The organism is Streptomyces sp. NPDC093071 (genome assembly GCF_044754545.1).
GTDB lineage: Bacteria > Actinomycetota > Actinomycetes > Streptomycetales > Streptomycetaceae > Streptomyces.
Map to the genome: position 1 here is coordinate 1,255,797 of NZ_JBIVPH010000002.1, position 21,150 is coordinate 1,276,946.

Consider the following 21,150-nt stretch of genomic DNA (forward strand, 5'->3'; position numbering starts at 1 on the left):
CGGCGCCGGATACTGGACGGCGTGATCACCGAGTACCCGTACGCACCGCTCAACGGCCCGGCGGACTTCGCGTCCCGCCTGGCCGCGGCCGAGGACTGGACGTACGCCGCCCTGGAGGCCCGGCAGGAGGGGCGGTGGACGCCGACGGAGACGGAGGGCCCGGTCCTGGCCGACATGGTGGCGGCCACCAACCCCCTGCACGGCGGCCTCCTGCCCCCGCACACCGGCGAATCGGTGTACGTGCGGCTCGGCAGGATCGGGAACTGGGCCGGCGTGCTGCGGCTCGCCGCCCGGGCCGGGGGCTGGGAACTCCGTCCCGTCGTGGGCACGGACCCCTCCTCCCTCACCCGCCCCTTCGGCGCGGCCGACCTGCTGTCCGGCATCTACGCGCTCGCCGAACAGGGCGAACAGTGGCAGCGGCTGATGCTGGCGACCGTCGCCGACCTCCACGCCTCCGCCCGCGACCGGCCTTCACGACGGCCCCTGGAAGAGGTGCTCGAAGAACGCGCGCCCGGATTCGTGAGGGAACTGGCCGCCGCGGAGGCCTTTTTCACCGGCCCCGGCACACTGGAGGACCTCCCGTCCTACCTGGGCCCCACCCCTCCACCCCCGGTCGATAACCTGTCCGCGTGACGCCCGACGAAGACCTCCGCTTCCCTCCCGCGCTCGCCGCCGCCCTGGCGGTCCGCTCCCCCCACACCGGTGGCGACGGCGTCGACTTCGAGCCCTTCCCCGCCTTCCTCCCCGCCGGTGAGACCACCGAGTGGATCCGCGCGTGGACCGGAAACGAGCAGCTCACCGGCGAGGACTTCCGCGTGTTCGGGCAGGACGGCACCGGCGGGTACGCCGCGTTCTGGCTGGTCCGCCCGGACCGGGCGCTGGACGGACAGCCCGTCGTCTTCCTCGGCTCCGAGGGCGAGACCGGCGTCGTCGCGAACGACCTGGGCTCCTTCCTGTGGCTGCTGGCCGACGGCGTCGGCCCCTGGGAGGCGACCAACCCGTACGGGCCCGTACCGGCCTCGTACCCCCACCCCGAGCTGACCGCCGTCGCGGAGCGGTACGCACCGGGCCTCCGGGCCCCGGCGGCCGACCTGATCGAGCGGGCCGCCCGGGAGTTCCCCGGCTTCGACGACGTCATCGCGAAGCTCTGCGGCTGACCCGCCCCTCAAGGACCGTTCCGCCGCGCCCGCACCGCCCGGACCAGGCGGGTGATCCCGTACCCGAGGAGCCAGGGCAGCACCGTGATGCCCCCGAGGTACACGGCGGCGTAGCCGACGAGGTCTTCGGTGCGCTTCTCCTGGTCCAGGGGCAGGAGCATCACGGTCGCGGAGACCCCCACCGGTACCAGCGGCAGCAGCACCGACCACAGCCGCGGCCTCGGGCCGGGCCGGGCCGCGCACCACGCCCCCGCGGCCCCCATCAGGAAGGGCCCGAACGGCACCCACAGCAGCACCGGGTAGAGGAACAGGACCCACCAGTCGTCCGCGTACCCGAACATCATCGAAGCCCCCCGAGGCCGCTCGCGGCGGACACTCCGCGCGCCCCCTCCGCAGGGACGCGCGGAACGGCCGGTCCAGTTCTCCGCGATTGGCCTTGGCCACCGGAAATCCGCCCCCGCTACCGTCGGCGTCATGCGTATCCGAATCGTCGACGCCTTCACCGACCGGCCCTTCTCCGGCAACCCCGCGGGAGTCCTCCTCCTCGACTCCTTCCCGGAGGACGCCTGGCTCCAGAAGGTCGCCGCCGAGGTCAACCTCTCAGAGACCGCCTTCGCGCACCCGCTGCCCGCCGGCGGCGAGGCCGACTGGGCGCTGCGCTGGTTCACGCCGACCACCGAGGTCGACATGTGCGGCCACGCCACCCTGGCCACGGCCCACGTGCTGCACACCACCGGCGCCGCGACCGGCACCGTCCGCTTCGCGGCCCGCTGCGGCGTCCTCGGCGCCACCGCCGAGGCCGACGGGACGATCACGATGGACTTCCCGACCTCTCCCCTGACCCCCGTCCCCGCTCCGGAGGGCCTGGAGAAGGCGCTCGGCGCCGAGATCGTCGCCGTCCACGACACGGGGGTCCACATCGGGGACCTCGTCGTCGAGCTGCGCGACGAGGCCGCCGTCCGCTCCCTCGCTCCCGACCTCACCGCCCTGAAGGGCATGTCCTCGCGCGGGACCCTCGTGACCGCCGCCGCCGAGCACCCGGACGGCGGCTACGACTTCGTCTCGCGCGGCTTCTTCCCGGCCGTCGGCATCGACGAGGACCCGGTGACCGGCAGCGCCCACACCGCGCTCGCCCCCTACTGGTCGGCCCGGTTCGGCCGCGACGACCTCACCGGCCGCCAGGGCGGCGCCCGCACCGGCCTCGTCCGCACCCGTCTGCGCGGCGACCGCACCCTCCTCGGCGGCCGTGCCGTCACGGTCATCGAGGGCGACCTGCACGCCTGACCGTCCGGGAGCACGACGACGGAAGGGGCGTACGGAGGAGATCCCGTACGCCCCTGCGTCATGAGCGACCGTCCCGTCACACGGTCGGCAGCCACCCCACCTTCCCCGCGAGCAGCCCGTATCCGACGAAGGCCACGATGTCGAGCAGCGCGTGCGCCACGACCAGCGGCCCGACCCGGCCCCAGCGGCGGTACAGCAGGACGAAGACCACGCCCATCACCATGTTGCCGATGAAGCCGCCGATGCCCTGGTAGAGGTGGTACGAGCCGCGCAGCACCGAACTGGCCACCAGGGCGGCCGTCGGCGTCCACCCCAACTGCCCGAGTCTGCGCAGCAGATAGCCGACGACGATGACCTCCTCCACGACGGAGTTCTGGATCGCCGACAGGATGAGGACGGGGTACTTCCACCACACGTCCGGCAGCGACTCGGGCACCACCGTCAGGTTGAACCCGCTCGCCCGCGCCGCCAGGTAGAAGGCGAGCCCGGCGCTCCCGATCCCCGCCGCGACCAGCGCCCCGCGCCCGAGGTCGGGCCACGGCCGGGTGCGGTCGAAGCCGATGGCCCGCAGCCCGGAGCCCTCCCGCAGCAGGAGGTGGGCGACGAGGACGACCGGCACGAGCGCCGTGGCGATGCCGAAGAGCTGCCAGGACAGGTCGAGCCAGGGCCGTCCGGGGGCGTACGAGCCGTTGAGCGTCGCCGCCTGCTCCTTCAGCGCCCCGGGCCTGGTCAGCGAGCCGATGAAGCTGATGAGGGCCGAGACCGCGCTCGCCCCGAGCGAGAGGGCGAGCACGATGAGCGTCTCGGAGCGCAACACCGCGCGCGGCGGTTCCCCCGGAGACGGCAGGTCGTCCCTTACGCGTTGCTCCGCCACCACACCCGTCTCCACTTCCCGGACGCCGTGCTTCCCGGGCGGGGTCGCCCGGACGGCACCGCCCGGACGACCCGGGCCGTCTGGACATGATCGCCCATGAGCCGCCCGGGAGGGGGACGGGGGCCGGGAGGCGCGTCAGTGGATGCCCACCGGCCAGGTGTGCACCGGCTCCCCCTCCCGCATGAGCGTCCGGTAGCGGCGCGTCGTCGCCGCGAGCGCCGTCTTCCGGTCGAGGCCCGTCTCCAGGGCCCGGTGGAAGGTGTCGACCTGCCAGGAAGCGCCGTTCACCCGCAGGCGGCAGCGCTGCTCGATCACCCCGAGGTAGAAGTCCCGGTCGGCGGGTTCGACGTGCCAGGCGTCGAGCCCGGACGCGGCGAGCGGCAGCAGTTCGTCGAGGACGAGCCGTACCGCCGGCAGGGTGGTGACGCCGCCCGCGCGTCCCGGCCGGGGCCAGCGCAGCTCCGCCTCGATGCCGTGGCGGCAGGCCGCGTCGAAGTTGGCCTCGGCGTCCTCGAAGGCCATCCGCTTCCACACCGGCCGGGGCTCGTCGGCGAGCGCCCGGACCAGGCCGTAGTAGAAGGCGGCGTTCGCGATCACGTCCGTCACGGTCGGTCCGGCGGGCAGGACCCGGTTCTCGACGCGCAGGTGCGGGACGCCGTCGACCAGGCCGTACACCGGCCGGTTCCAGCGGTAGACCGTGCCGTTGTGCAGGACGAGCTCCTGGAGGCGCGGCACCCCGCCCCGGTCGAGGACGAGCAGCGGGTCCTCCTCGTCGTGGAGCGGGAGGAGGGCGGGGAAGTAGCGGAGGTTCTCCTCGAAGAGGTCGTACGCCGAGTCGATCCACCGCTCCCCGAACCAGGTGCGCGGCCGCACCCCCTGGGCCTGGAGCTCGGGCGGCCGGGTGTCGGTGGCCTGCTGGAAGAGCGGCGGGCGGGACTCCCGCCACAGCTCGCGGCCGAAGACGAAGGGCGCGTTGGCGCCGAGCGCGATCTGCACCCCGGAGACGGCCTGCGCCGCGTTCCAGACGGGGGCGAACCGGGCCGGGGTCACCTGGAGGTGGAGCTGGACCGAGGTGCAGGCGGCCTCGGGGACGATCGACTCCGAGGTGCACCGGAGGTGCTCGACGCCGTGGATGTCGAGGATGAAGTCCTCGCCCCGTGCGGCGAGTATCTGGTCGTTGAGGAGGGCGTAGCGGTCGTTGTCCGACAGGTTCTCGGGGACCAGGTCGTGCTGTTCGAGGGTGGGCAGCACGCCGATCATGACGACGCCCGCGTCGAGCTCCGCCGCCTTGCGGTCGGCGTACCCGATTCCGGCTCCGATCTCCTCCGCGAGCCGGCCGAATACATGGCCCTCCAGCTGGTGGGGAGCGATGTTCACTTCGAGATTGAACATTCCGAGTTCGGTCTGGAAATCGGGGCTCGCGATCTTTTCGAGAACCGGCCCGTTCAACATGCGGGGCAGGCCGTCGGCACCGGCGAGATTGAGTTCGATCTCCACGCCCATGAGATTGCGCGGCCGGTCGAACCTCTTCTCCGCCAGGAGCCTCGCGAGCCCCGCCAGACATTGCTGGAGTTTCCTCCGGTACTGCTGCCGGTCGGACGGGCCGAACCCGTCGGCCACGACCTTCTCGCCCATCGAAGCGTCCTTCCCCGGGTGGGCGGCCGTCACGGCGGCCGCGCGTCACGGACCATGATGCCCACCTCTTTGATCCACAACGCCTGCGGAGGGAGCCTGTCGGAGGATAGGCTGGATGCAGCACTCCAACGGCACATTCCACGGGCATGGAACAGACGACATATACCAATGTCATATTGTCGCTGGATTAGGGGTCGGAATTCAGCCGACCGGCTCCTCGCGGTATGTGCAGGTGGGGGCGGTATCGTCCTTCTGATTCCTCTTGAACGCCCCTCGATGACGACCTGATGATGCCTTGTCAGGAATATCGGCGACGTCTAGCGGAAACACTGTGTGAACACATGTCGTATAAACTCCGCGGACGAGGCAGAGTGTTGGCGCCCGGCCATGGCCCCATGGCCCCTCTCTGGCCCCGCCGCCGACAGCGCCGTCGTACCTGCCCACGCGTCACCGTGTCTCCTGAGCGAGAGGCGACCCACCATGCTCCGACCCTCCCCGGCCCCTGCGCCGGCCCTCCGCAGCGTCCTCGCGGCGCTCGGCTCACCGACCGCCGTCCGTGAGGCGCGCACCCCCGCCCTGCGGGCCGCGCAGGGACCACTGAGCCCCGAACTCCCCCTGCCCGTCCATGTGTTGGGCGTCACCGGAGCACCGGGACACCCTCCCCGCACCCGGCTCGCCGGATGGCGCTTCCTGATCCGGAACGGGGACCGGACGATCGCCGCCGCGGACACCATGCTCACCCCGGACGGCTGGTCCTTCTCGCACTTCTTCGAGGGGCCGTACGTCTCCGCCACGGAGCGGGCCCTGCACCAGGCCGAAGGGCTGCCGGGCACCTACCGGCCGCGGCTGCTCTCCGTGCCGGAGCTGTACATGCTGACCCTCTGGCTGCACGCCGACCCGGAGACGGACGGCACCACCGTCGCTCCGGCCGCCGACGACCTGTTGGTGCCCATGGCCCCCGCGCCACCGGGAATCGCGGCCCACCGGCCCTACCCGGTCGCCGACCTCCTGCCCGTCCTCAGCACGCGCCTCGCGCCGCCGCCCCTCCTGGGCTCGGCGGCGCCCGCCTGATCCACCGTCCGCGCGCCGCGCCCCGTGACCCGCCCGGGTCACGGGGCGCACTGCTGTCCGAACCACCCGTCCGAACGCGCCGCCCGAACACCCCTCCCTTACGGACTAGCCCGCTCGGGCCACCCCGAACCACCCGAAGGGACGGGGTGGTTGAGCTGAACCGCCCCTGGGAGTGACGCGTCCTCCCCGAAGAGGACGAGCTGCCGCGAAATCCCTGCGGAAGTCCGTCCCGGGGGCAAGACTTGGACCGGAACCGAACCGACCGCCGGGGGCGGCCATGAGCACGCAGAGCCGCAGGACATCCACCACGACGCAGCGAAAGAACCCACCCATGTGCCAGCACCAGCCCGCCTGTCCCACCGCCGACTCCGCCGACCGGGAGGCGGCCCGACTGACGGCACACCACCCGGAGCAGGGCTGGAGCCTGCTGTGCAACGGCGTCCTGCTCTTCGAGGACACCGGTGAACTCCTGCCGGACGGACAGATCATCGCTCCGCACCGGCCGCTCACGGCGGGCCGGGTGACGACCGCCGCCTGAGGAACCCGTACGAGGGACCGAAGCCCGAGGGCCGGCCCGGAGAAGAGACTCTCCGGACCGGCCCCCGGTCATGAAGCCCGCGTCACGAGGGCGTGGGCCCTCAGTGGTCGTACTCGTCCAGCGGCGGGCAGGAGCAGACCAGGTTCCGGTCGCCGAAGGCGCCGTCGATGCGGCGCACCGGCGGCCAGTACTTGTCGGCGGCCGAGACGCCGGCCGGGAAGACCGCCTCGTCCCGGGTGTAGGCGTGGTTCCACTCGCCGCCGAGCGCGGCCGCGGTGTGCGGGGCGTTGTGCAGCGGGTTGTCGTCCGCCGGCCACTCGCCCGAGGCGACCTTCTCGATCTCGGCCCGGATCGCGATCATCGTGTCGCAGAAGCGGTCCAGCTCGGTCAGGTCCTCGGACTCGGTCGGCTCGATCATCAGCGTGCCGGCCACCGGGAAGGACATCGTCGGCGCGTGGAAGCCGTAGTCGATCAGGCGCTTGGCGATGTCGTCGACGGTGACGCCGGTCGCCTTGGACAGCGGGCGCAGGTCCACGATGCACTCGTGGGCGACCAGACCGGCCGGACCGGTGTAGAGCACCGGGAAGTGCGGCTCCAGGCGCTTGGCGATGTAGTTCGCCGCGAGCACCGCGACCTGGGTGGCGCGCTTGAGGCCCTCGCCGCCCATCAGGCGCACGTACGACCAGGAGATCGGCAGGATGCCGGCGGAGCCCCACGGGGCGGCCGAGATCGGGCCGACGCCGGTCTCCGGGCCCGCGGTGGGCTGGAGCGGGTGGTTCGGCAGGTACGGGGCGAGGTGGGCGCGGACGCCGACCGGGCCGACGCCGGGGCCGCCGCCGCCGTGCGGGATGCAGAAGGTCTTGTGCAGGTTGAGGTGCGAGACGTCGCCGCCGAAGTGACCCGGCTTGGCCAGGCCCACCAGGGCGTTGAGGTTGGCACCGTCGACGTACACCTGGCCGCCGGCCTCGTGGACCTCGGCGCAGATGTCCGCGACGTGCTCCTCGAACACGCCGTGCGTGGACGGGTACGTGATCATCAGGACGGACAGCTCGTCGCGGTACTGGGCGATCTTGGCCCGCAGGTCCTCGACGTCGACCTCGCCGTCGTCGGCGGTCTTCACCACGACGACCTTCATGCCGGCCATCACCGCGGAGGCGGCGTTGGTGCCGTGCGCGGAGGACGGGATGAGGCAGACGGTGCGCTGCTCGTCGCCGTTGGCCCGGTGGTACGCGCGGACGGCGAGGAGACCGGCCAGCTCGCCCTGCGAACCGGCGTTGGGCTGGATCGACACCTTGTCGTAGCCGGTGACCTCGGCGAGGCGCTCCTCCAGCTCGGTGATGAGCGTGACGTAGCCCTGGGCCTGCTCGACCGGGGCGAAGGGGTGGATCTGGCCGAACTCGGGCCAGGTCACCGGCTCCATCTCGGTGGTCGCGTTCAGCTTCATCGTGCAGGAGCCGAGCGGGATCATGCCGCGGTCGAGCGCGTAGTCGCGGTCCGCGAGACGGCGCAGGTAGCGCAGCATCGAGGTCTCGGAGCGGTGCGCGTGGAAGACCGGGTGGGTCAGGTACGCGTCGGAGCGCAGCAGACCGGCGGGCAGCGCGTCCTCGGTGGCGGCGTCCAGGGCCTCGACGTCGGCGGTGACGCCGAAGGCGCCCCAGACGGCGGCGAGCCGCTCGCGCGTCGTGGTCTCGTCGCAGGAGACCGACACGCGGTCGGCGTCGACGCGGTACAGGTTCACGCCGGCCTCGCGGGCGGCGGCCACGACCTCGTCAGCCTTGCCGGGCACGCGGGCGGTGAGGGTGTCGAAGAAGACATCCCCGGTCAGCTCGACGCCCCCGGCGCGCAGTCCGGCGGCGAGGATCGCGGCGTACCGGTGGGTGCGCCGGGCGATGCCCTTGAGGCCCTCGGGGCCGTGGTAGACGGCGTACATGCCGGCCATGACGGCGAGCAGCACCTGAGCGGTACAGATGTTGCTGGTGGCCTTCTCGCGGCGGATGTGCTGCTCGCGGGTCTGGAGGGCCAGGCGGTAGGCGCGGTTGCCGTCGGCGTCGACGGAGACGCCCACGAGGCGGCCGGGCAGGGAGCGGGCGTGCTTGTCCTGGACGGCCATGTAACCGGCGTGCGGGCCGCCGAAGCCCATGGGGACGCCGAAGCGCTGGGTGGTGCCGACGGCGATGTCGGCGCCGAGCTCGCCGGGCGAGGTGAGCAGGGTGAGCGCGAGCAGGTCGGCGGCGACGGTGACGATCGCGCCGAGCTCGTGGGCGGCGTCGATCAGCGGCTTGATGTCGCGGACGGCGCCGGAGGCACCGGGGTACTGCAGGAGCACGCCGAAGACGCCGCGCTCGGCGATCTCGGCCGGGATGCCCTCGCTCAGGTCGGCGACGACGACCTCGACGCCGGTCGGCTCGGCGCGGGTCTCGATGACGGCGATCGTCTGCGGCAGGGCGTCGGCGTCGATCAGGAAGACGCCCTTCTTGACCTTGCCGACGCGGCGGGACAGCGCCATGGCCTCGGCGGCGGCGGTGCCCTCGTCGAGCAGGGAGGCGCCGGAGGTGGGCAGGCCGGTCAGGTCGGCGACCATGGTCTGGAAGTTCAGCAGGGCCTCCAGGCGGCCCTGGGAGATCTCCGGCTGGTACGGCGTGTAGGCCGTGTACCAGGCGGGGTTCTCCATCACGTTGCGGAGGATCACCGGCGGGGTGAAGGTTCCGTAGTAGCCGAGGCCGATCATCGGCGCGAGGACCTGGTTGCGGTCGGCGAGCGTGCGCAGCTCGGCGAGCACCTCGGCCTCGGTGCGCGCGGCCGGCAGGCCCAGCGCCTCGGCGTTCTTGATCACGTCCGGCACCGCGGCGGCGGTGAGTTCGTCGAGCGAGCCGTAACCGACCTGGGCGAGCATCTTGGCCCGGGCCTCGGCGTCGGGCCCGATGTGCCGCTGCTCGAACGGGATGCCCTGCTCGAGCTCGGAGAGCGGAATGCGGTTGGCGGTCATGTACGGAGGCCTCCTGGTCGTCACGACCTGCGAGGGGCACCGCGGCGCGGGTGCCCGGACGGCCTCCCCCTCTGTCATCTCAACCTGAGAGTTTCACCGGCACGCCTCGCGGCACGCCGGCTTTCACCGTCGGTGAGAGCGAATGCCGTCGGACATCCGCTCTGCTTTCCAGAGTGACCTCGTCCGCGCGGTACAGGGGCCTGAGAGATTCCGGGGAGGATTTGCTCCTTCGGCGCCCACCGGAAGGTTTCTCCGGGGGACTCTCCCGCACGGGGTCGACAGCCACACCCAGCCTACCAGCGCGGTTGAGACTCCCTTCGCTCAAGTGGCCGACATCCCGGATGTGCCCTTTGGTAGGGGGTAGAGGAGTTGCGACCAATTGGAGGGACCGTGCAGACCGACATCGATCCGCGCAGCCTGATCGGCCGCAAGGCGTACGACCGGAACGGACACAAGATCGGGACCGTCGACGAGGTGTACCTCGACGACGCGACCGGCGTCCCGGAGTGGGCCGCGGTCCGCACGGGCCTGTTCAGCAGGGACGCCTTCGTCCCCCTGGAGCCGAGCGACCTGCTCGACGACGGCCTCTACATCCCGTTCGAACGCGCCCTCATCAAGGACGCCCCGGACTTCGGCGTGGGCCGCCACCTCTCCCCGGAGCAGGAACTCCAGCTCTACCGCCACTACAGCCTCGCCCTCCCCCCGCCACCCCACCCGAACACCCCGGACAAGGACTTCGGCCGCCTGGCGGGCCAGGAGGGCACCTGACCCGAAACCCCCGCCCGGTCGCGCCCCCACGGCCCGCAGCGGCCGACGGCGCGACACCCCACGGGAAGACCCGCCCCCCTGCCCACCCACCGTCACGGGTGGTGCGGGTGGGAACCCGGCCCGGCCGTCAGGCCGGGCACACCTCCACGATCCGCGGCGGGCGACGGCGCGGCACCGCCCCCGGGCAGACCCGCACCCTCACGGCCCGCAGCCGCCGACGGCGCGACACCACCCACGGGAAGGCCCGCCCCAGCCCCCCGCACCAGCGGCAACGCCTCCCCCGCCCCCAACTCCGGATCGTCCACGGCGAAGGTCCGCACCCGCCCCGGCGCCGACCCCGGTTCCTCGAACCGCACGGTGACCCGCCCGAGCCCGCTCCCCTGCACCCACCCGGCCCCGTACACCGCGTGCCGCACGTCGTGCCCGGGTGCCCAGGACCGCTCGGCGGGCCCGGCCGGCTCGGCCACCACGGCCTCCGGCGGAACGCCCTCGGCCTCGACGTCCTCCCCCACCCGAACCTCCGCCTCCTGGGCGAACAGATCCTCCTGCGTATAGTCCGCGAGCCCGCTCACCCCCACCCCCAGCAGCCGCACGCCCCCCGTCGTGTCCACCGAGTCGAGCAGCCGCCCCGCCGCCTCCCGCACGACCCCGAGCGCGTCCGTCGGCCCCCGCAGCGTCTCGGACCGGGTCAGCGTCGAGAAGTCGAACCTCCGCACCTTCAGGACGATCGTCCGCCCCGAGTGCCCCGACGCCCGCAGCCGCCCCACGCACCGCTCCGCGAGCCGCTCGACCTCGCTCCGGATCCGCACCCGGTCGTGCAGGTCCACGGCGAAGGTGTCCTCGACGGAGACGGATTTGGCGTCCCGCTCGGCCACCACGGGCCGGTCGTCGTACCCCTGGGCCATCCGGTACAGCGAGGCCCCGTGCGCCCGCCCCAGGAGCCGTACGAGCTCGTCCTCGCCCGCCTCCGCGAGGTCGGACACCGTCGTCATCCCGGCCCGCCGCAGGTGCTCCCCGGTCGCCGGTCCGACCCCGGGCAGGATCCGTACGGACTTCGGCCCGAGGAGCGCCCGCTCGGTGCCCGGCTCCATCAGGACGAGCCCGTCCGGCTTCGCCTCCTCGGAGGCGATCTTCGCGAGCATCTTGGACCCCGCGAGCCCCACCGACCCGGTGAGCCCCGTCGTCGCGAGGATGTCGGCCCGCAGCCGCTCCCCCACGGCCCGCGCGCTCGCTGTGTCACCGGCCACGCCGCCCGCCTCCAGGTCCACGAAGGCCTCGTCGAGGCTGAGGGGCTCCACGAGCGGGGAGAGGCCCCCGAGCAGCCGCATGACCTGCTCGCTGATCGAGCGGTAGAAGGCGAAGCGCGGCACGAGATAGGCCGCGTTCGGCGCCAGCCGCCGCGCCTGGCCCATCGGCATCGCCGAGTGGACCCCGAAGCGGCGCGCCTCGTACGAGGCGGTGGCGACCACGCCCCGCGGCCCGAGCCCGCCCACGACCACGGGCTTTCCGCGCAGGCTGGGCTTCGCCGCCTGCTCGGCGGCGGCGAAGAAGGCGTCCATGTCGAGGTGCAGGATCGTCGGCGCGGCTCTCACGCCTCCGATGCTCCCCCACGCCACTGACAACGCCCGGCCGCCCCACGAGGAGGCCAGCCCGGGAACCCGCTCAGACCGCCCGGTCCCGTCGCCGCCGCGCCAGCTCGTCGCCGGGGTTGTGCCCCACGAGCGTCTCGCCGGTGTCCACCCGCTCCCCGTGCAGCTGCGAGAGCGCCGCCTCCACGTCCCGCCAGACCACCCCGACGGCGATGCCGAAGACGCCCTGACCGCCCTGGAGCAGGTCGACGACCTCGTCGGGCGAGGAGCACTCGTAGACCGTGGCCCCGTCGCTCATGAGCGTCATCCGCTCCAGGTCCCGGAAGCCCCGGGCCCTCAGGTGCTGCACCGCGGCCCGGATGTTCTGCAGGGCCACCCCGGTGTCGAGGAAACGCTTGACGATCTTCAGGACGACGACGTCACGGAAGCTGTAGAGCCGCTGCGTCCCCGACCCGTACGCGGGCCGCACGCTCGGTTCCACGAGTCCGGTGCGCGCCCAGTAGTCCAACTGGCGATAGGTGATGCCGGCGGCCGCGCACGCCGTGGGTCCGCGGTAGCCGATCACCTCGTCGGCCGCGCCCGTACCGGCGTCCGTACCGAAGTCGCCCACCCTGCCGTGAAGCGGATACGGACCGTTCTCCCCGGACACCCGTCCGAGGGAGCTGCCCGCCGTACCGTCCGCGCTGCTCATCACGCCGACCCTCCGTCCTTGACCTGCCCACACGAAGGTAGGCAGTCACTCGGGGTGCGTCAACGATCGCCACACTCGGCACGCCGAGTGATAATCACCCTGAGAGTGGTTTCCCGTGTCTCTCTTCGGGGAAAGGCTACTCGAATGCGCTGACAGCACCCCGGGAACGGCCCGCGGCCGTACCGCCCGGTCTCACTGACTGTTGGTCCCGAAATCCTCCGGTGAGATCTGGTCGAGGAATTCGCGGAACTTCTCCACCTCGTCCTCCTGCTCGTCCGGAATCGCGATGCCGGCGTCGTCCAGGACGCCGTCGCTGCCGAAGATCGGCGTCCCGGTCCGGAGGGCCAGCGCTATCGCGTCGGACGGCCGGGCGCTCACCTCGACGCCGCTGGCGAAGACCAGCTCGGCGTAGAAGACCCCGTCACGCAGATCCGTGATGCGGACTTCGGTGAGCTCCTGCCCCACGGCCTCCAGCACGTCCTTGAACAGGTCGTGCGTCAGCGGCCGCGGAGGGGCCATCCCCTGCTGCGCGAAGGCGATCGCGGTCGCCTCCCCCGGTCCGATCCAGATGGGGAGGTAACGATCGCCTCCCACTTCACGTAGGAGCACGATCGGCTGATTGGAGGGCATTTCCACTCGGACACCCACAACGTCGAGCTCGTTCACACAGCAACCCTAGGACGTGCCCGACCGGTTTGGATAGTCGGGCCCCTCCGGGGGCACCGCGAGATCACTGTGCGCGGATGCCCAGGGCGATCTGCATCAGGGCCGCGTGCAGCCGTACCGACTGCGCGGCCAGCTCCTTGGCGGTGGCCTCCGCATGGGCCCTGGTCTGCGGATTACGGTGCCGGCGCAGCGGCGCGACCACCTGTTCGATCAGCCCGGCCTCCCGTTCGGCGGCCGCCTTCACGGCTCGCAGGTGCCGGGGCTCCAGACCGAATCTCCCCAGATCCGCCACGAGCCGGGCGACGGTGACGGCCTCGGCGTCGTACCCCCCGCCGTCCGTCTCGGCGATCAGGCCGTACGACTCCCACTCGGCGAGCTCGGCCTCGGTGACCTCGGCGGCGGCGAGCAGCTCGTCCCGCCCCAGCCGCGCGGGGGCGGGCGGCTCCGCCTCCTGCTCCCAGGGGCCCTCCAGGAGGTCCCGCCGGCGCCCGGGGGCCGGGAGGGGGATCTCCTCGCCCCGGGCGAGGGCGTCGAGGTGCTCGCGGATGACCTTCAGCGGAAGGTAGTGGTCCCGCTGCATCCGCAGGATGCGGGCGAGCCGCTCCACGTCCTGCGGGCTGAACTTCCGGTACCCGGAGGCCGTCCTGCGGGGCTCGACGAGCCCCTCGGCCTCCAGGAACCGGATCTTGGAGATGGTCACTTCGGGAAACTCGTCGCGCAGCTGGTTCAGCACCGTGCCGATGCTGACCATGTCGCCCGCGGTGGCGGTGCCGGATCCGGCACCGCCCGTCGGTGTTCGCAGCATGGACCTTCCCTGAAGGGGATTCCCCGGGGCGTCACACGCCCCGCTGGCTCGAATAGAAGACCAGCCGGTACTTGCCGATCTGCACCTCGTCACCGTTGGACAGGACGACCGAGTCGATCGGCTCGCGGTTGACGTACGTGCCGTTGAGGCTGCCGACGTCGGCGACGGTGAAGCTGCCGTCCTGGGCCCGCCGGAACTCGACGTGCCGTCGGGAGACCGTGACGTCGTCCAGGAAGATGTCGCTCTGCGGGTGACGGCCGGCCGTCGTCAGCTCCCCGTCGAGGAGGAACCGGCTGCCGGAGTTCGGCCCCCGGCGCACCACGAGGAGCGCGGAGCCCAGCGGCAGCGCCTCCACGGCCGCCAGCGCCTCCGGGGAGAGCGAGGGCAGCGCGTTCTGACCGGTGACCTCCGCGTCGTAGGCCTCCAGGCCCGAGATGGAGATCGTCGACGTCGTCTCCGACGCGCGCTCGGGGGCGATTCCGCCCCGCAGCGGCGTGCCGCAGTGGGAGCAGAAGCGGCTGTCGGCCGCGTTGCGGTGACCGCACCTCGTACACACCGGCATGGACGCATCCTCCTGCCGCGGCTGCCCCGCCGAGGTCTGTGTCGCGTACGGGTCGGGGGTAAACCCTCCACCCGTACTCGAGGTCGATGGTTCTCCGAAACCTATGCGGGCGGCCCCGGCGGGGTCAACAGAAGACGCGCCCGGTGCGCCCGGAATGTCACCGCCCCCGACCTCGTCACGGAAGAGCGGGCGCTCGCCGCCCTGCTCCTCGCTCTGGGCGTGGCGCGGCGCGCGGTGCCGGGCGTTGCCGCCGTCCTCGCGTGCGCTCTTGCCGAACAACTTCGCAAACAACTTCACGGGCGATTCCCCTTGACCGAAACAGACCCGCCCGTGGGGCAGGACGAACCGAGATCCATCACACCTGCCGACCCGGACACCTTCACAACGTCCGTATCCTCCGGACAGTTTCCACCACGCACCACCGTTGTGATGCGCCGACCCCCCGCAAGGCCCTGCCCTTGTCGCGGGACCCCCCTCGTACGCCTCCTCACTGCGAGGACGACTGAGCGTAGTCAGGCCGCTTCGCCGGTCGCAAGGCGTCGACGACGATCTTCGCCGAGCGCTCCACCGTGGCCGTGGCCTGCTCCTTCTCGAGGGTCTGCACGACACCGCCGGGGATGTTGAGCGCGGGCTCGAGATCCTCCGGCTTGCCGATGACCTTGAAGACGTACGGAGCGGCCACCCGCGTTCCATCGATCCTCATGTCGTCACCGCTACCGGTGAAATAACTGTCCGCCACCACCCGGACACCGTTGACCTGGATCGCCTCGGCGCCCGCCGCGCGCAGCTCCTGGATGGCGTCCAGGAGCATGTCGGACTCGACGGATCCGCTGGGGTCGCCGACGGACAGGGTGATGCCGGGACCCTCGGCGGCGACCGTGCCGGCCAGGATGCCGAGCTGCCGCTCCTTCTCCTGGGTCTGCTTGCGCGCCTCCTCGGCCTGGTCCGAGCTGGACTCCAGCTCGGAACGCTGCTTCTCCAGACGGGCCTTCTCGTCCTCCAGGCGCTGCGTGCGGTCGTCGAGTTCGTCGAGGATCCGCACCAGGTCCTCCTGGCGCGCGCCCCGCAGGGCGCTGTTGTCGCTGGTCGAGGAGACCTGGATGGCCAGGCCGAGCCCGAGGCCGAACAGCAGCAGGGCGACGATGAGTTGGGCCCTGGTCACCCTCGGCGGCCACAGCGCGGAGATCAGTCTGCGCCGTCCGCCCTGCTCGTCCCCGCCGGACGCGCCCGCGGCCGGCGGTTCGGCGGCCGGGAGCGTCTCGAGCTCCCGTACGCCCCCGTTCGCGTCCTCCCGGGCCGGGGGGCCGTCGGGAACCGCGCCGGGCACGCCCTCGTGCGGGGGCTTCCGGTGCTGGTGGGGGTGGGACTGGGGCTGGGGGCGGGCGTACGGGGGCCGCTGCTCCACTTTCCGGAGGACCCGGGTGCTCTCGTCCTCGGGCACCTCGGGCGCGGCGGGCCTCTCCGGAGCCCCGGCCCCCTCGGGGACTTCGGGCTCCGCGGCGCGCGGCGGCTCCTGAGGGCTGCGGGGCCCCTGAGGCCCCTGAGGAACACGGGGATCCCGGGGAACCTGCGGGTTCTGGGGGCTCTGGGGACTCTGGGGGTTCTGCGGACCCTGAGGGGTCTGGGGCGTCTGAGGGCTCGGCGGGACCTGCGGATTCTGCGGGACCTGCGGGTTCTCGGGGTTCTGCGAGTTCTCGCTCATCGGCCTCACGCCCGGAAGACGTGGCGCCGGATGGCGGCCGCGTTGGAGAAGATTCGGATGCCGAGGACGACGACCACACCGGTCGACAGCTGCGCGCCCACGCCCAGCTTGTCGCCGAGGAAGACGATCAGCGCGGCCACGACCACGTTCGACAGGAAGGAGACCACGAAGACCTTGTCGACGAAGATCCCGTCGAGCATGGCCCGCAGCCCGCCGAAGACCGCGTCGAGGGCGGCGACCACGGCGATCGGAAGATAGGGCTCGACCACCGCCGGAACCTCGGGGCGGACCAACAGTCCGACCACCACTCCGACGATCAGGCCCAGTACGGCGATCACGATGTGCCCTTCCCTGTGTCGGCCGTGGCCCGGCCGGAGGGCGTCGCCCCGACCCCCCTCGGCTCTGCGGTACGTACGGTCAGGCTCGGCGCCGCCGGCAGGCGCACGTCGCCCTCGGCGGAGATGCTGCTCCTGATCCCGAAGTTCTCCACCAGCGCGTGCAGGTACTGCCCGTCGGCGCTGTCCTGGAACGCGGTACTCAGCTTCTGCCCGTTCCCGATCGCGAGGACGGTGTACGGCGGCACCAGCGGCTTGTTGTCGACCAGTATGGCGTCGCCGGCGGCCCGGATCGCGGACAGCGACGTCAGCCGCTGCCCGTTGATCGCGACCGCTTCGGCGCCCGACTCCCACAGCCCGTTGACCACGCGCTGCATGTCCCGGTCGCGGACCCGGCCCGTGTCGGAGAAACCGCTGCTCTCCCTCGGCCCGCCGCCACCGGTGTCGGTGTCCTTGGCGTCGTCGACGACCAGCTTCACCCCGGGGCCGTGCACCGGCGTCGCGCCCGAGAGCAGCGCCACCAGCTCGGCCTGGTCCCCGCCGTGCTCCTGGAGCGCCTGCCGCTGGCGTTCGCCGACCTCGGCCCGGATCCGCTCGATGTCCCGCTCCAGGCCGTCGGCCGCCGACGTCTCCGTCTCGATCCGGTCGATCAGATTCTGCCGCTCCTTGGCGACGACCGGCGCGGAGACCCGCGCCTCGGCCGCGCCGACGGTCACGACGGCGGCCGCGAGCAGGAGGCCGGCGGCGACCCCGAGCTTCGCCCGCAGGCTGCGGGGCAGTCCCCCGCCCTCGGCGGCCCGCCGGGCCGTCGCCTCGGCGTAACCGTCGTCGAGGGCGTGGTCGATCACGTTGTTCAGCAGCGACATGGACGCGTCGAGTCGCGGCGGCGGTGATCCGGTGCTCCGAACGGGGGGCTGCTGCGACATGCCGCACATCGTCGCACGTCGTACGGCCTACCGCCGAATGGCCCCTCTACGCCGGTGGGGAGGCGCCCTGGGGCACCTCCCCACCGGAACGGCCCGATCGCGTCAGTTGCCCGCGCTGTCGACCACCGCGGCCCACTCGTCGAGCAGGGCCTGCGCGGAGGTGTCGTCGGGGCCCTCCGCCCACAGATGGGTGACGGCCTCGGCGGGGTCGGGCAGCACCATCACCCAGCGCCCGTCGGCCTCGACCACCCGGACGCCGTCGGTGGTGTCGACGGAGCGGCTGCCCGCCGCCTCGACCACCTTGCGCATCACGAGCCCCTTCACGGCCCACGGGGTCGCGATGTCCCGCTTGAGGACGTGGGCCCGCGGGATCCGGGAGTCGATCTGGCTCAGCGTGAGCTGCGTCCGCGCCACGAGACCGAGCAGCCGCACGAAGGCGGCGGTCCCGTCGAAGACGCTGCTGAACTCGGGCACGATGAACCCGCCGCGCCCGTCGCCGCCGAAGATCGTCGACTCCTCCCGGCCGACCCGGGTGAGGTCGTCGGGCGAGGTGGTCGTCCACTCGACCTGGGTGCCGTGGTACGCGGCGACCTGCTCGGCGATCCGCGTGGTGGTCACCGGCAGCGCGACCCGCCCGGACCGCCGCTCGGCCGCCACCAGGTCCAGCATGACCAGGAGCGCCCGGTCGTCCTCGATGATCCGGCCCCGCTCGTCCACGAGCGAGAGGCGCTCGCCGACGGGGTCGAACCGCACGCCGAACGCGGCCCGCGCCGAGGCCACGATCTCCCCGAGCCGTACGAGCCCGGCCCGCCGGCTCTCGGCCGACTCCGTGGGCCTGGACTCGTCGAGCCCGGGGTTGATCGTCAGCGAGTCGACCTGGAGCCGTCCGAGCAGGCTGGGCAGGACGAGCCCGGCACTGCCGTTAGAGGCGTCCACGACGACCTTCAGCCCGGCCTCCGCGATCCCGGAGGTGTCGACGTTCCGCAGCAGCGAGCCGGTGTACGAGTCGAAGACGCTCGCCGGGAAGGAGAGGTCCCCGATCTCACCGGGGAAGGCCCTCCGGTACTCCTGCCGCGCGAACACCCGGTCGAGCTTGCGCTGCCCGCCCTGCGAGAGGTCGGCGCCGCGCTCGTCGAAGAACATGATGTCGACGGAGTCGGGCACGCCCGGCGAGGTCCGGATCATGATGCCGCCGGCGCTGCCGCGCGCGGTCTGCTGGCGCGCCACCGGCAGCGGCACGTTCTCCAGGTCCCGTACGTCGATGGCGCTGGCCTGCAGTGCCGAGATCACCGCCCGTTTCAGCGCGCGGGCGCCCCGGGAGTGGTCACGGGCCGTGGTGACGGTCGAGCCCTTCTTCAGGGTCGTGGCGTACGCGCCCGCGAGGCGGACGGCCAGCTCGGGGGTGATCTCCACGTTGAGGATGCCGGAGACCCCGCGCGCCCCGAAGAGGTGGGCCTGGCCCCGGGACTCCCAGATGACGGAGGTGTTGACGAACGCGCCGGCCTCGATCGTCTTGAACGGGTAGACCCGGACGTTGCCCTGCACGATCGATTCCTCACCGACCAGGCACTCGTCCCCGATGACAGCTCCGTCCTCGATCCGGGCGGCCCGCATGACGTCGGTGTTCTTGCCGATCACACAGCCGCGCAGATTGCTCTGCTGGCCGATGTAGACGTTGTCGTGGACGACGGCCTTGTGCAGGAAGGCACCGCTCTTGACGACCACGTTCGAGCCGACGACGGTGTGCTCGCGGATCTCGGCACCGGCCTCCACCTTGGCGTAGTCGCCGATGTAGAGCGGTCCCCGCAGCACGGCGTCGGGGTGCACCTCGGCGCCTTCCGAGACCCACACCCCAGGCGAGATCTCGAAGCCGTCGATGTCGACCTGGACCTTGCCCTCCAGGACGTCCGCCTGGGCCTTCACATAGCTCTCGTGCGTGCCGACGTCCTCCCAGTAGCCCTCGGCGACATAGCCGTAGATCGGCTTGCCCTCCTTCATGAGCTGCGGGAAGACGTCCCCCGACCAGTCGACCGACGTATCGGCCTCGACGTAGTCGAACACCTCGGGCTCCATCACGTAGATGCCCGTGTTCACGGTGTCCGAGAAGACCTGGCCCCAGGTCGGCTTCTCCAGGAAGCGCTCGACCTTGCCCTCCTCGTCGACGATCGTGATGCCGAACTCCAGGGGGTTGGGGACCCGGGTGAGGCAGACCGTGACGAGTGCGCCCTTCTCCTTGTGGAAGGCGATGAGATCGGTGAGATCGAAATCGGTGAGCGCGTCCCCCGAGATGACGAGGAAGGCGTCGTCCTTCAACGCTTCCTCGGCGTTCTTCACGCTTCCCGCTGTACCGAGCGGCTTCTCCTCGTTGGCATAGGTGAGCTCCATCCCGAGCTCTTCGCCGTCACCGAAGTAATTCCGGACGAGAGAGGCGAGAAACTGCACGGTGACGACGGTCTCGTTGAGACCGTGCCTCTTGAGCAGTCGCAAGACGTGCTCCATGATCGGCCGGTTCACCACCGGCAGAAGAGGCTTGGGCATGCTCGAGGTCATGGGGCGAAGACGGGTTCCCTCGCCACCGGCCATCACGACGGCCTTCATGTCGGAAGCGTCCTCCTTCAAGAGATGACGGTCCTGCCGACTTCGCCTGTCCGCTCAGTAGCCCGCGGACGTCCTCGTTGTTGCCGGCGACGCTGCTCGACACAGAAGGAACGGGCTCAATCGGCCTCGGTATCCGTCTTCACGAGTCGACGGACCTGGACCACGTAGAGGATCCCTGCCCACCAATACAGAGTTGTACCCCATCCGGCGAAGGCCCACCCGAAAACTTCAGCGAGTGACGAAAGCCAGCCCGTTCCGTCACTGAGAAGCAGCAACGGGAACGCGTACATGAGGTTGAAAGTCGCAGCTTTTCCGAGGAAGTTGACCTGCGGCGGCGGGTAGCCGTGCCGGCGGAGGATTCCCACCATGACGAGGAGCATGAGCTCGCGCGCCAGAAGGGCAGCGGTCAGCCACAGCGGAAGGATCTCCCGCCAGGTGAGGCCGACAAGGGTGGACAGGATGTACAGACGGTCGGCGGCGGGATCGAGCAGCCGGCCGAGGCTGCTGATCTGGTTCCAGCGTCGGGCGAGTTTTCCGTCGAGGTAGTCGCTGACGCCGCTGAGCGCCAGGACGAGAAGCGCCCATCCGTCGCTCTTGGGGCCGCCGAACTCGGGGCGGAGAATCAGCCACAGAAACAGCGGCACGCCGACGAGGCGCGCCATGCTGAGAATGTTGGGGATGGTGAGGACCCGGTCGGTCTGAACGCGAGTCTCCTGGACCTCCACCCGGGGGCCTCCTGCTGGGATGATGCCGACGTTGCCCCCTGACCCTACCTTCAGCCGCCGAACCCCCGCGCACAGGGGTCTCGCCGGCCCCGTGAACGCAGAAAAGCCCCGCACCAGAAGGTGCGGGGCTTTCCCACAATGATTGTTCGGCGGTGTCCTACTCTCCCACAGGGTCCCCCCTGCAGTACCATCGGCGCTGAAAGGCTTAGCTTCCGGGTTCGGAATGTAACCGGGCGTT

General features: G+C 71.6%; 20 protein-coding genes, 1 rRNA gene and 1 riboswitch. Of the genes, 6 read left to right on the forward strand and 15 right to left on the reverse strand.

What is annotated here, in order from left to right; translation table 11 throughout:
* Positions 1–21 precede the first annotated feature (21 nt).
* Positions 22–633: a hypothetical protein gene (locus ACIQD7_RS11200; RefSeq protein WP_402441350.1), complete on the forward strand. Its 612-nt coding sequence runs from the start codon at positions 22–24 to the stop codon at positions 631–633.
* Positions 630–1,157, forward strand: coding sequence for an SMI1/KNR4 family protein (locus tag ACIQD7_RS11205; RefSeq protein WP_402441351.1), 528 nt, complete (start codon positions 630–632; stop codon positions 1,155–1,157). Before ACIQD7_RS11200 ends, ACIQD7_RS11205 begins: the two co-directional genes overlap by 4 nt.
* An 8-nt stretch (positions 1,158–1,165) precedes the next feature.
* Here ACIQD7_RS11205 and ACIQD7_RS11210 read toward each other — a convergent pair whose 3' ends face one another.
* Positions 1,166–1,501: a hypothetical protein gene (locus ACIQD7_RS11210; RefSeq protein WP_402441352.1), complete on the reverse strand. Its 336-nt coding sequence runs from the start codon at positions 1,499–1,501 to the stop codon at positions 1,166–1,168.
* Between the two features lie 130 nt (positions 1,502–1,631).
* Here ACIQD7_RS11210 and ACIQD7_RS11215 point away from each other — a divergent pair, with 130 nt between their 5' ends.
* Positions 1,632–2,441 (forward strand): PhzF family phenazine biosynthesis protein, encoded by an 810-nt coding sequence (locus ACIQD7_RS11215; RefSeq protein ID WP_121831612.1) that lies wholly within the window; start codon positions 1,632–1,634, stop codon positions 2,439–2,441.
* Between the two features lie 76 nt (positions 2,442–2,517).
* On the opposite strand, the gene ACIQD7_RS11220 is transcribed toward ACIQD7_RS11215, so the two are convergent.
* Both ACIQD7_RS11220 and ACIQD7_RS11225 read right to left on the reverse strand, forming a co-directional pair.
* Positions 2,518–3,318, reverse strand: a complete 801-nt coding sequence (locus tag ACIQD7_RS11220) for a CPBP family intramembrane glutamic endopeptidase (protein WP_402441353.1) — start codon at positions 3,316–3,318, stop codon at positions 2,518–2,520.
* A gap of 132 nt (positions 3,319–3,450) precedes the next feature.
* Positions 3,451–4,950: a glutamate--cysteine ligase gene (locus tag ACIQD7_RS11225; RefSeq protein WP_121831610.1), complete on the reverse strand. Its 1,500-nt coding sequence runs from the start codon at positions 4,948–4,950 to the stop codon at positions 3,451–3,453.
* Between the two features lie 480 nt (positions 4,951–5,430).
* On the opposite strand from ACIQD7_RS11225, the gene ACIQD7_RS11230 reads away from it, so the two are divergent.
* Together ACIQD7_RS11230 and ACIQD7_RS11235 are read left to right on the forward strand one after the other, a co-directional pair.
* Positions 5,431–6,021 carry a hypothetical protein gene (locus tag ACIQD7_RS11230; protein ID WP_402441354.1) on the forward strand — a complete coding sequence of 197 codons (591 nt, stop codon included), beginning with the start codon at positions 5,431–5,433 and terminating at the stop codon, positions 6,019–6,021.
* Between the two features lie 331 nt (positions 6,022–6,352).
* Complete coding sequence (locus tag ACIQD7_RS11235) at positions 6,353–6,559, forward strand: DUF5999 family protein (protein WP_053648929.1); 207 nt, start codon at positions 6,353–6,355, stop codon at positions 6,557–6,559.
* Between the two features lie 100 nt (positions 6,560–6,659).
* Here the strand turns inward: ACIQD7_RS11235 and gcvP are convergent, their stop codons facing one another.
* Positions 6,660–9,545: an aminomethyl-transferring glycine dehydrogenase gene (gcvP, locus tag ACIQD7_RS11240; RefSeq protein WP_121831608.1), complete on the reverse strand. Its 2,886-nt coding sequence runs from the start codon at positions 9,543–9,545 to the stop codon at positions 6,660–6,662.
* A gap of 178 nt (positions 9,546–9,723) precedes the next feature.
* A riboswitch (glycine riboswitch) is annotated at positions 9,724–9,823 on the reverse strand.
* A 112-nt stretch (positions 9,824–9,935) separates the two neighbouring features.
* On the opposite strand from gcvP, the gene ACIQD7_RS11245 reads away from it, so the two are divergent.
* Entirely contained in the window at positions 9,936–10,313 is a 378-nt protein-coding gene (locus ACIQD7_RS11245) for a PRC-barrel domain-containing protein (protein ID WP_402441355.1), read from the forward strand.
* A 92-nt stretch (positions 10,314–10,405) separates the two neighbouring features.
* On the opposite strand, the gene ACIQD7_RS11250 is transcribed toward ACIQD7_RS11245, so the two are convergent.
* The 11 genes from ACIQD7_RS11250 to rrf form a co-directional block, all read right to left on the reverse strand.
* Positions 10,406–11,905, reverse strand: coding sequence for a DNA polymerase IV (locus tag ACIQD7_RS11250; protein WP_402441356.1), 1,500 nt, complete (start codon positions 11,903–11,905; stop codon positions 10,406–10,408).
* Between the two features lie 70 nt (positions 11,906–11,975).
* Complete coding sequence (gene bldO, locus ACIQD7_RS11255; RefSeq protein WP_183953352.1) at positions 11,976–12,593, reverse strand: whiB transcriptional repressor BldO; 618 nt, start codon at positions 12,591–12,593, stop codon at positions 11,976–11,978.
* A 192-nt stretch (positions 12,594–12,785) separates the two neighbouring features.
* Positions 12,786–13,259: a bifunctional nuclease family protein gene (locus ACIQD7_RS11260; protein WP_017238433.1), complete on the reverse strand. Its 474-nt coding sequence runs from the start codon at positions 13,257–13,259 to the stop codon at positions 12,786–12,788.
* A gap of 64 nt (positions 13,260–13,323) precedes the next feature.
* A complete protein-coding gene (locus ACIQD7_RS11265) occupies positions 13,324–14,064 on the reverse strand; it encodes a MerR family transcriptional regulator (protein WP_121831606.1) in 741 nt (246 codons plus the stop codon).
* 31 nt (positions 14,065–14,095) lie between these two features.
* Entirely contained in the window at positions 14,096–15,031 is a 936-nt protein-coding gene (locus tag ACIQD7_RS11270; protein ID WP_205613892.1) for an FHA domain-containing protein, read from the reverse strand.
* Between the two features lie 82 nt (positions 15,032–15,113).
* Complete coding sequence (locus ACIQD7_RS11275) at positions 15,114–16,031, reverse strand: DUF881 domain-containing protein (RefSeq protein ID WP_402441357.1); 918 nt, start codon at positions 16,029–16,031, stop codon at positions 15,114–15,116.
* A gap of 302 nt (positions 16,032–16,333) precedes the next feature.
* The gene (locus tag ACIQD7_RS11280; RefSeq protein ID WP_015032176.1) at positions 16,334–16,666 is read right to left on the reverse strand and encodes a small basic family protein; all 333 of its coding nucleotides are present in this window, start codon (positions 16,664–16,666) and stop codon (positions 16,334–16,336) included.
* The gene (locus tag ACIQD7_RS11285) at positions 16,663–17,589 is read right to left on the reverse strand and encodes a DUF881 domain-containing protein (RefSeq protein ID WP_402441358.1); all 927 of its coding nucleotides are present in this window, start codon (positions 17,587–17,589) and stop codon (positions 16,663–16,665) included. Before ACIQD7_RS11285 ends, ACIQD7_RS11280 begins: the two co-directional genes overlap by 4 nt.
* Before the next feature lie 102 nt (positions 17,590–17,691).
* Positions 17,692–20,187 carry a mannose-1-phosphate guanyltransferase gene (locus ACIQD7_RS11290; RefSeq protein ID WP_121831603.1) on the reverse strand — a complete coding sequence of 832 codons (2,496 nt, stop codon included), beginning with the start codon at positions 20,185–20,187 and terminating at the stop codon, positions 17,692–17,694.
* A 116-nt stretch (positions 20,188–20,303) separates the two neighbouring features.
* Positions 20,304–20,912 (reverse strand): CDP-alcohol phosphatidyltransferase family protein, encoded by a 609-nt coding sequence (locus ACIQD7_RS11295; protein ID WP_121831602.1) that lies wholly within the window; start codon positions 20,910–20,912, stop codon positions 20,304–20,306.
* A gap of 144 nt (positions 20,913–21,056) precedes the next feature.
* Positions 21,057–21,150 (reverse strand): 5S ribosomal RNA (rrf, locus tag ACIQD7_RS11300); the annotation flags it as partial.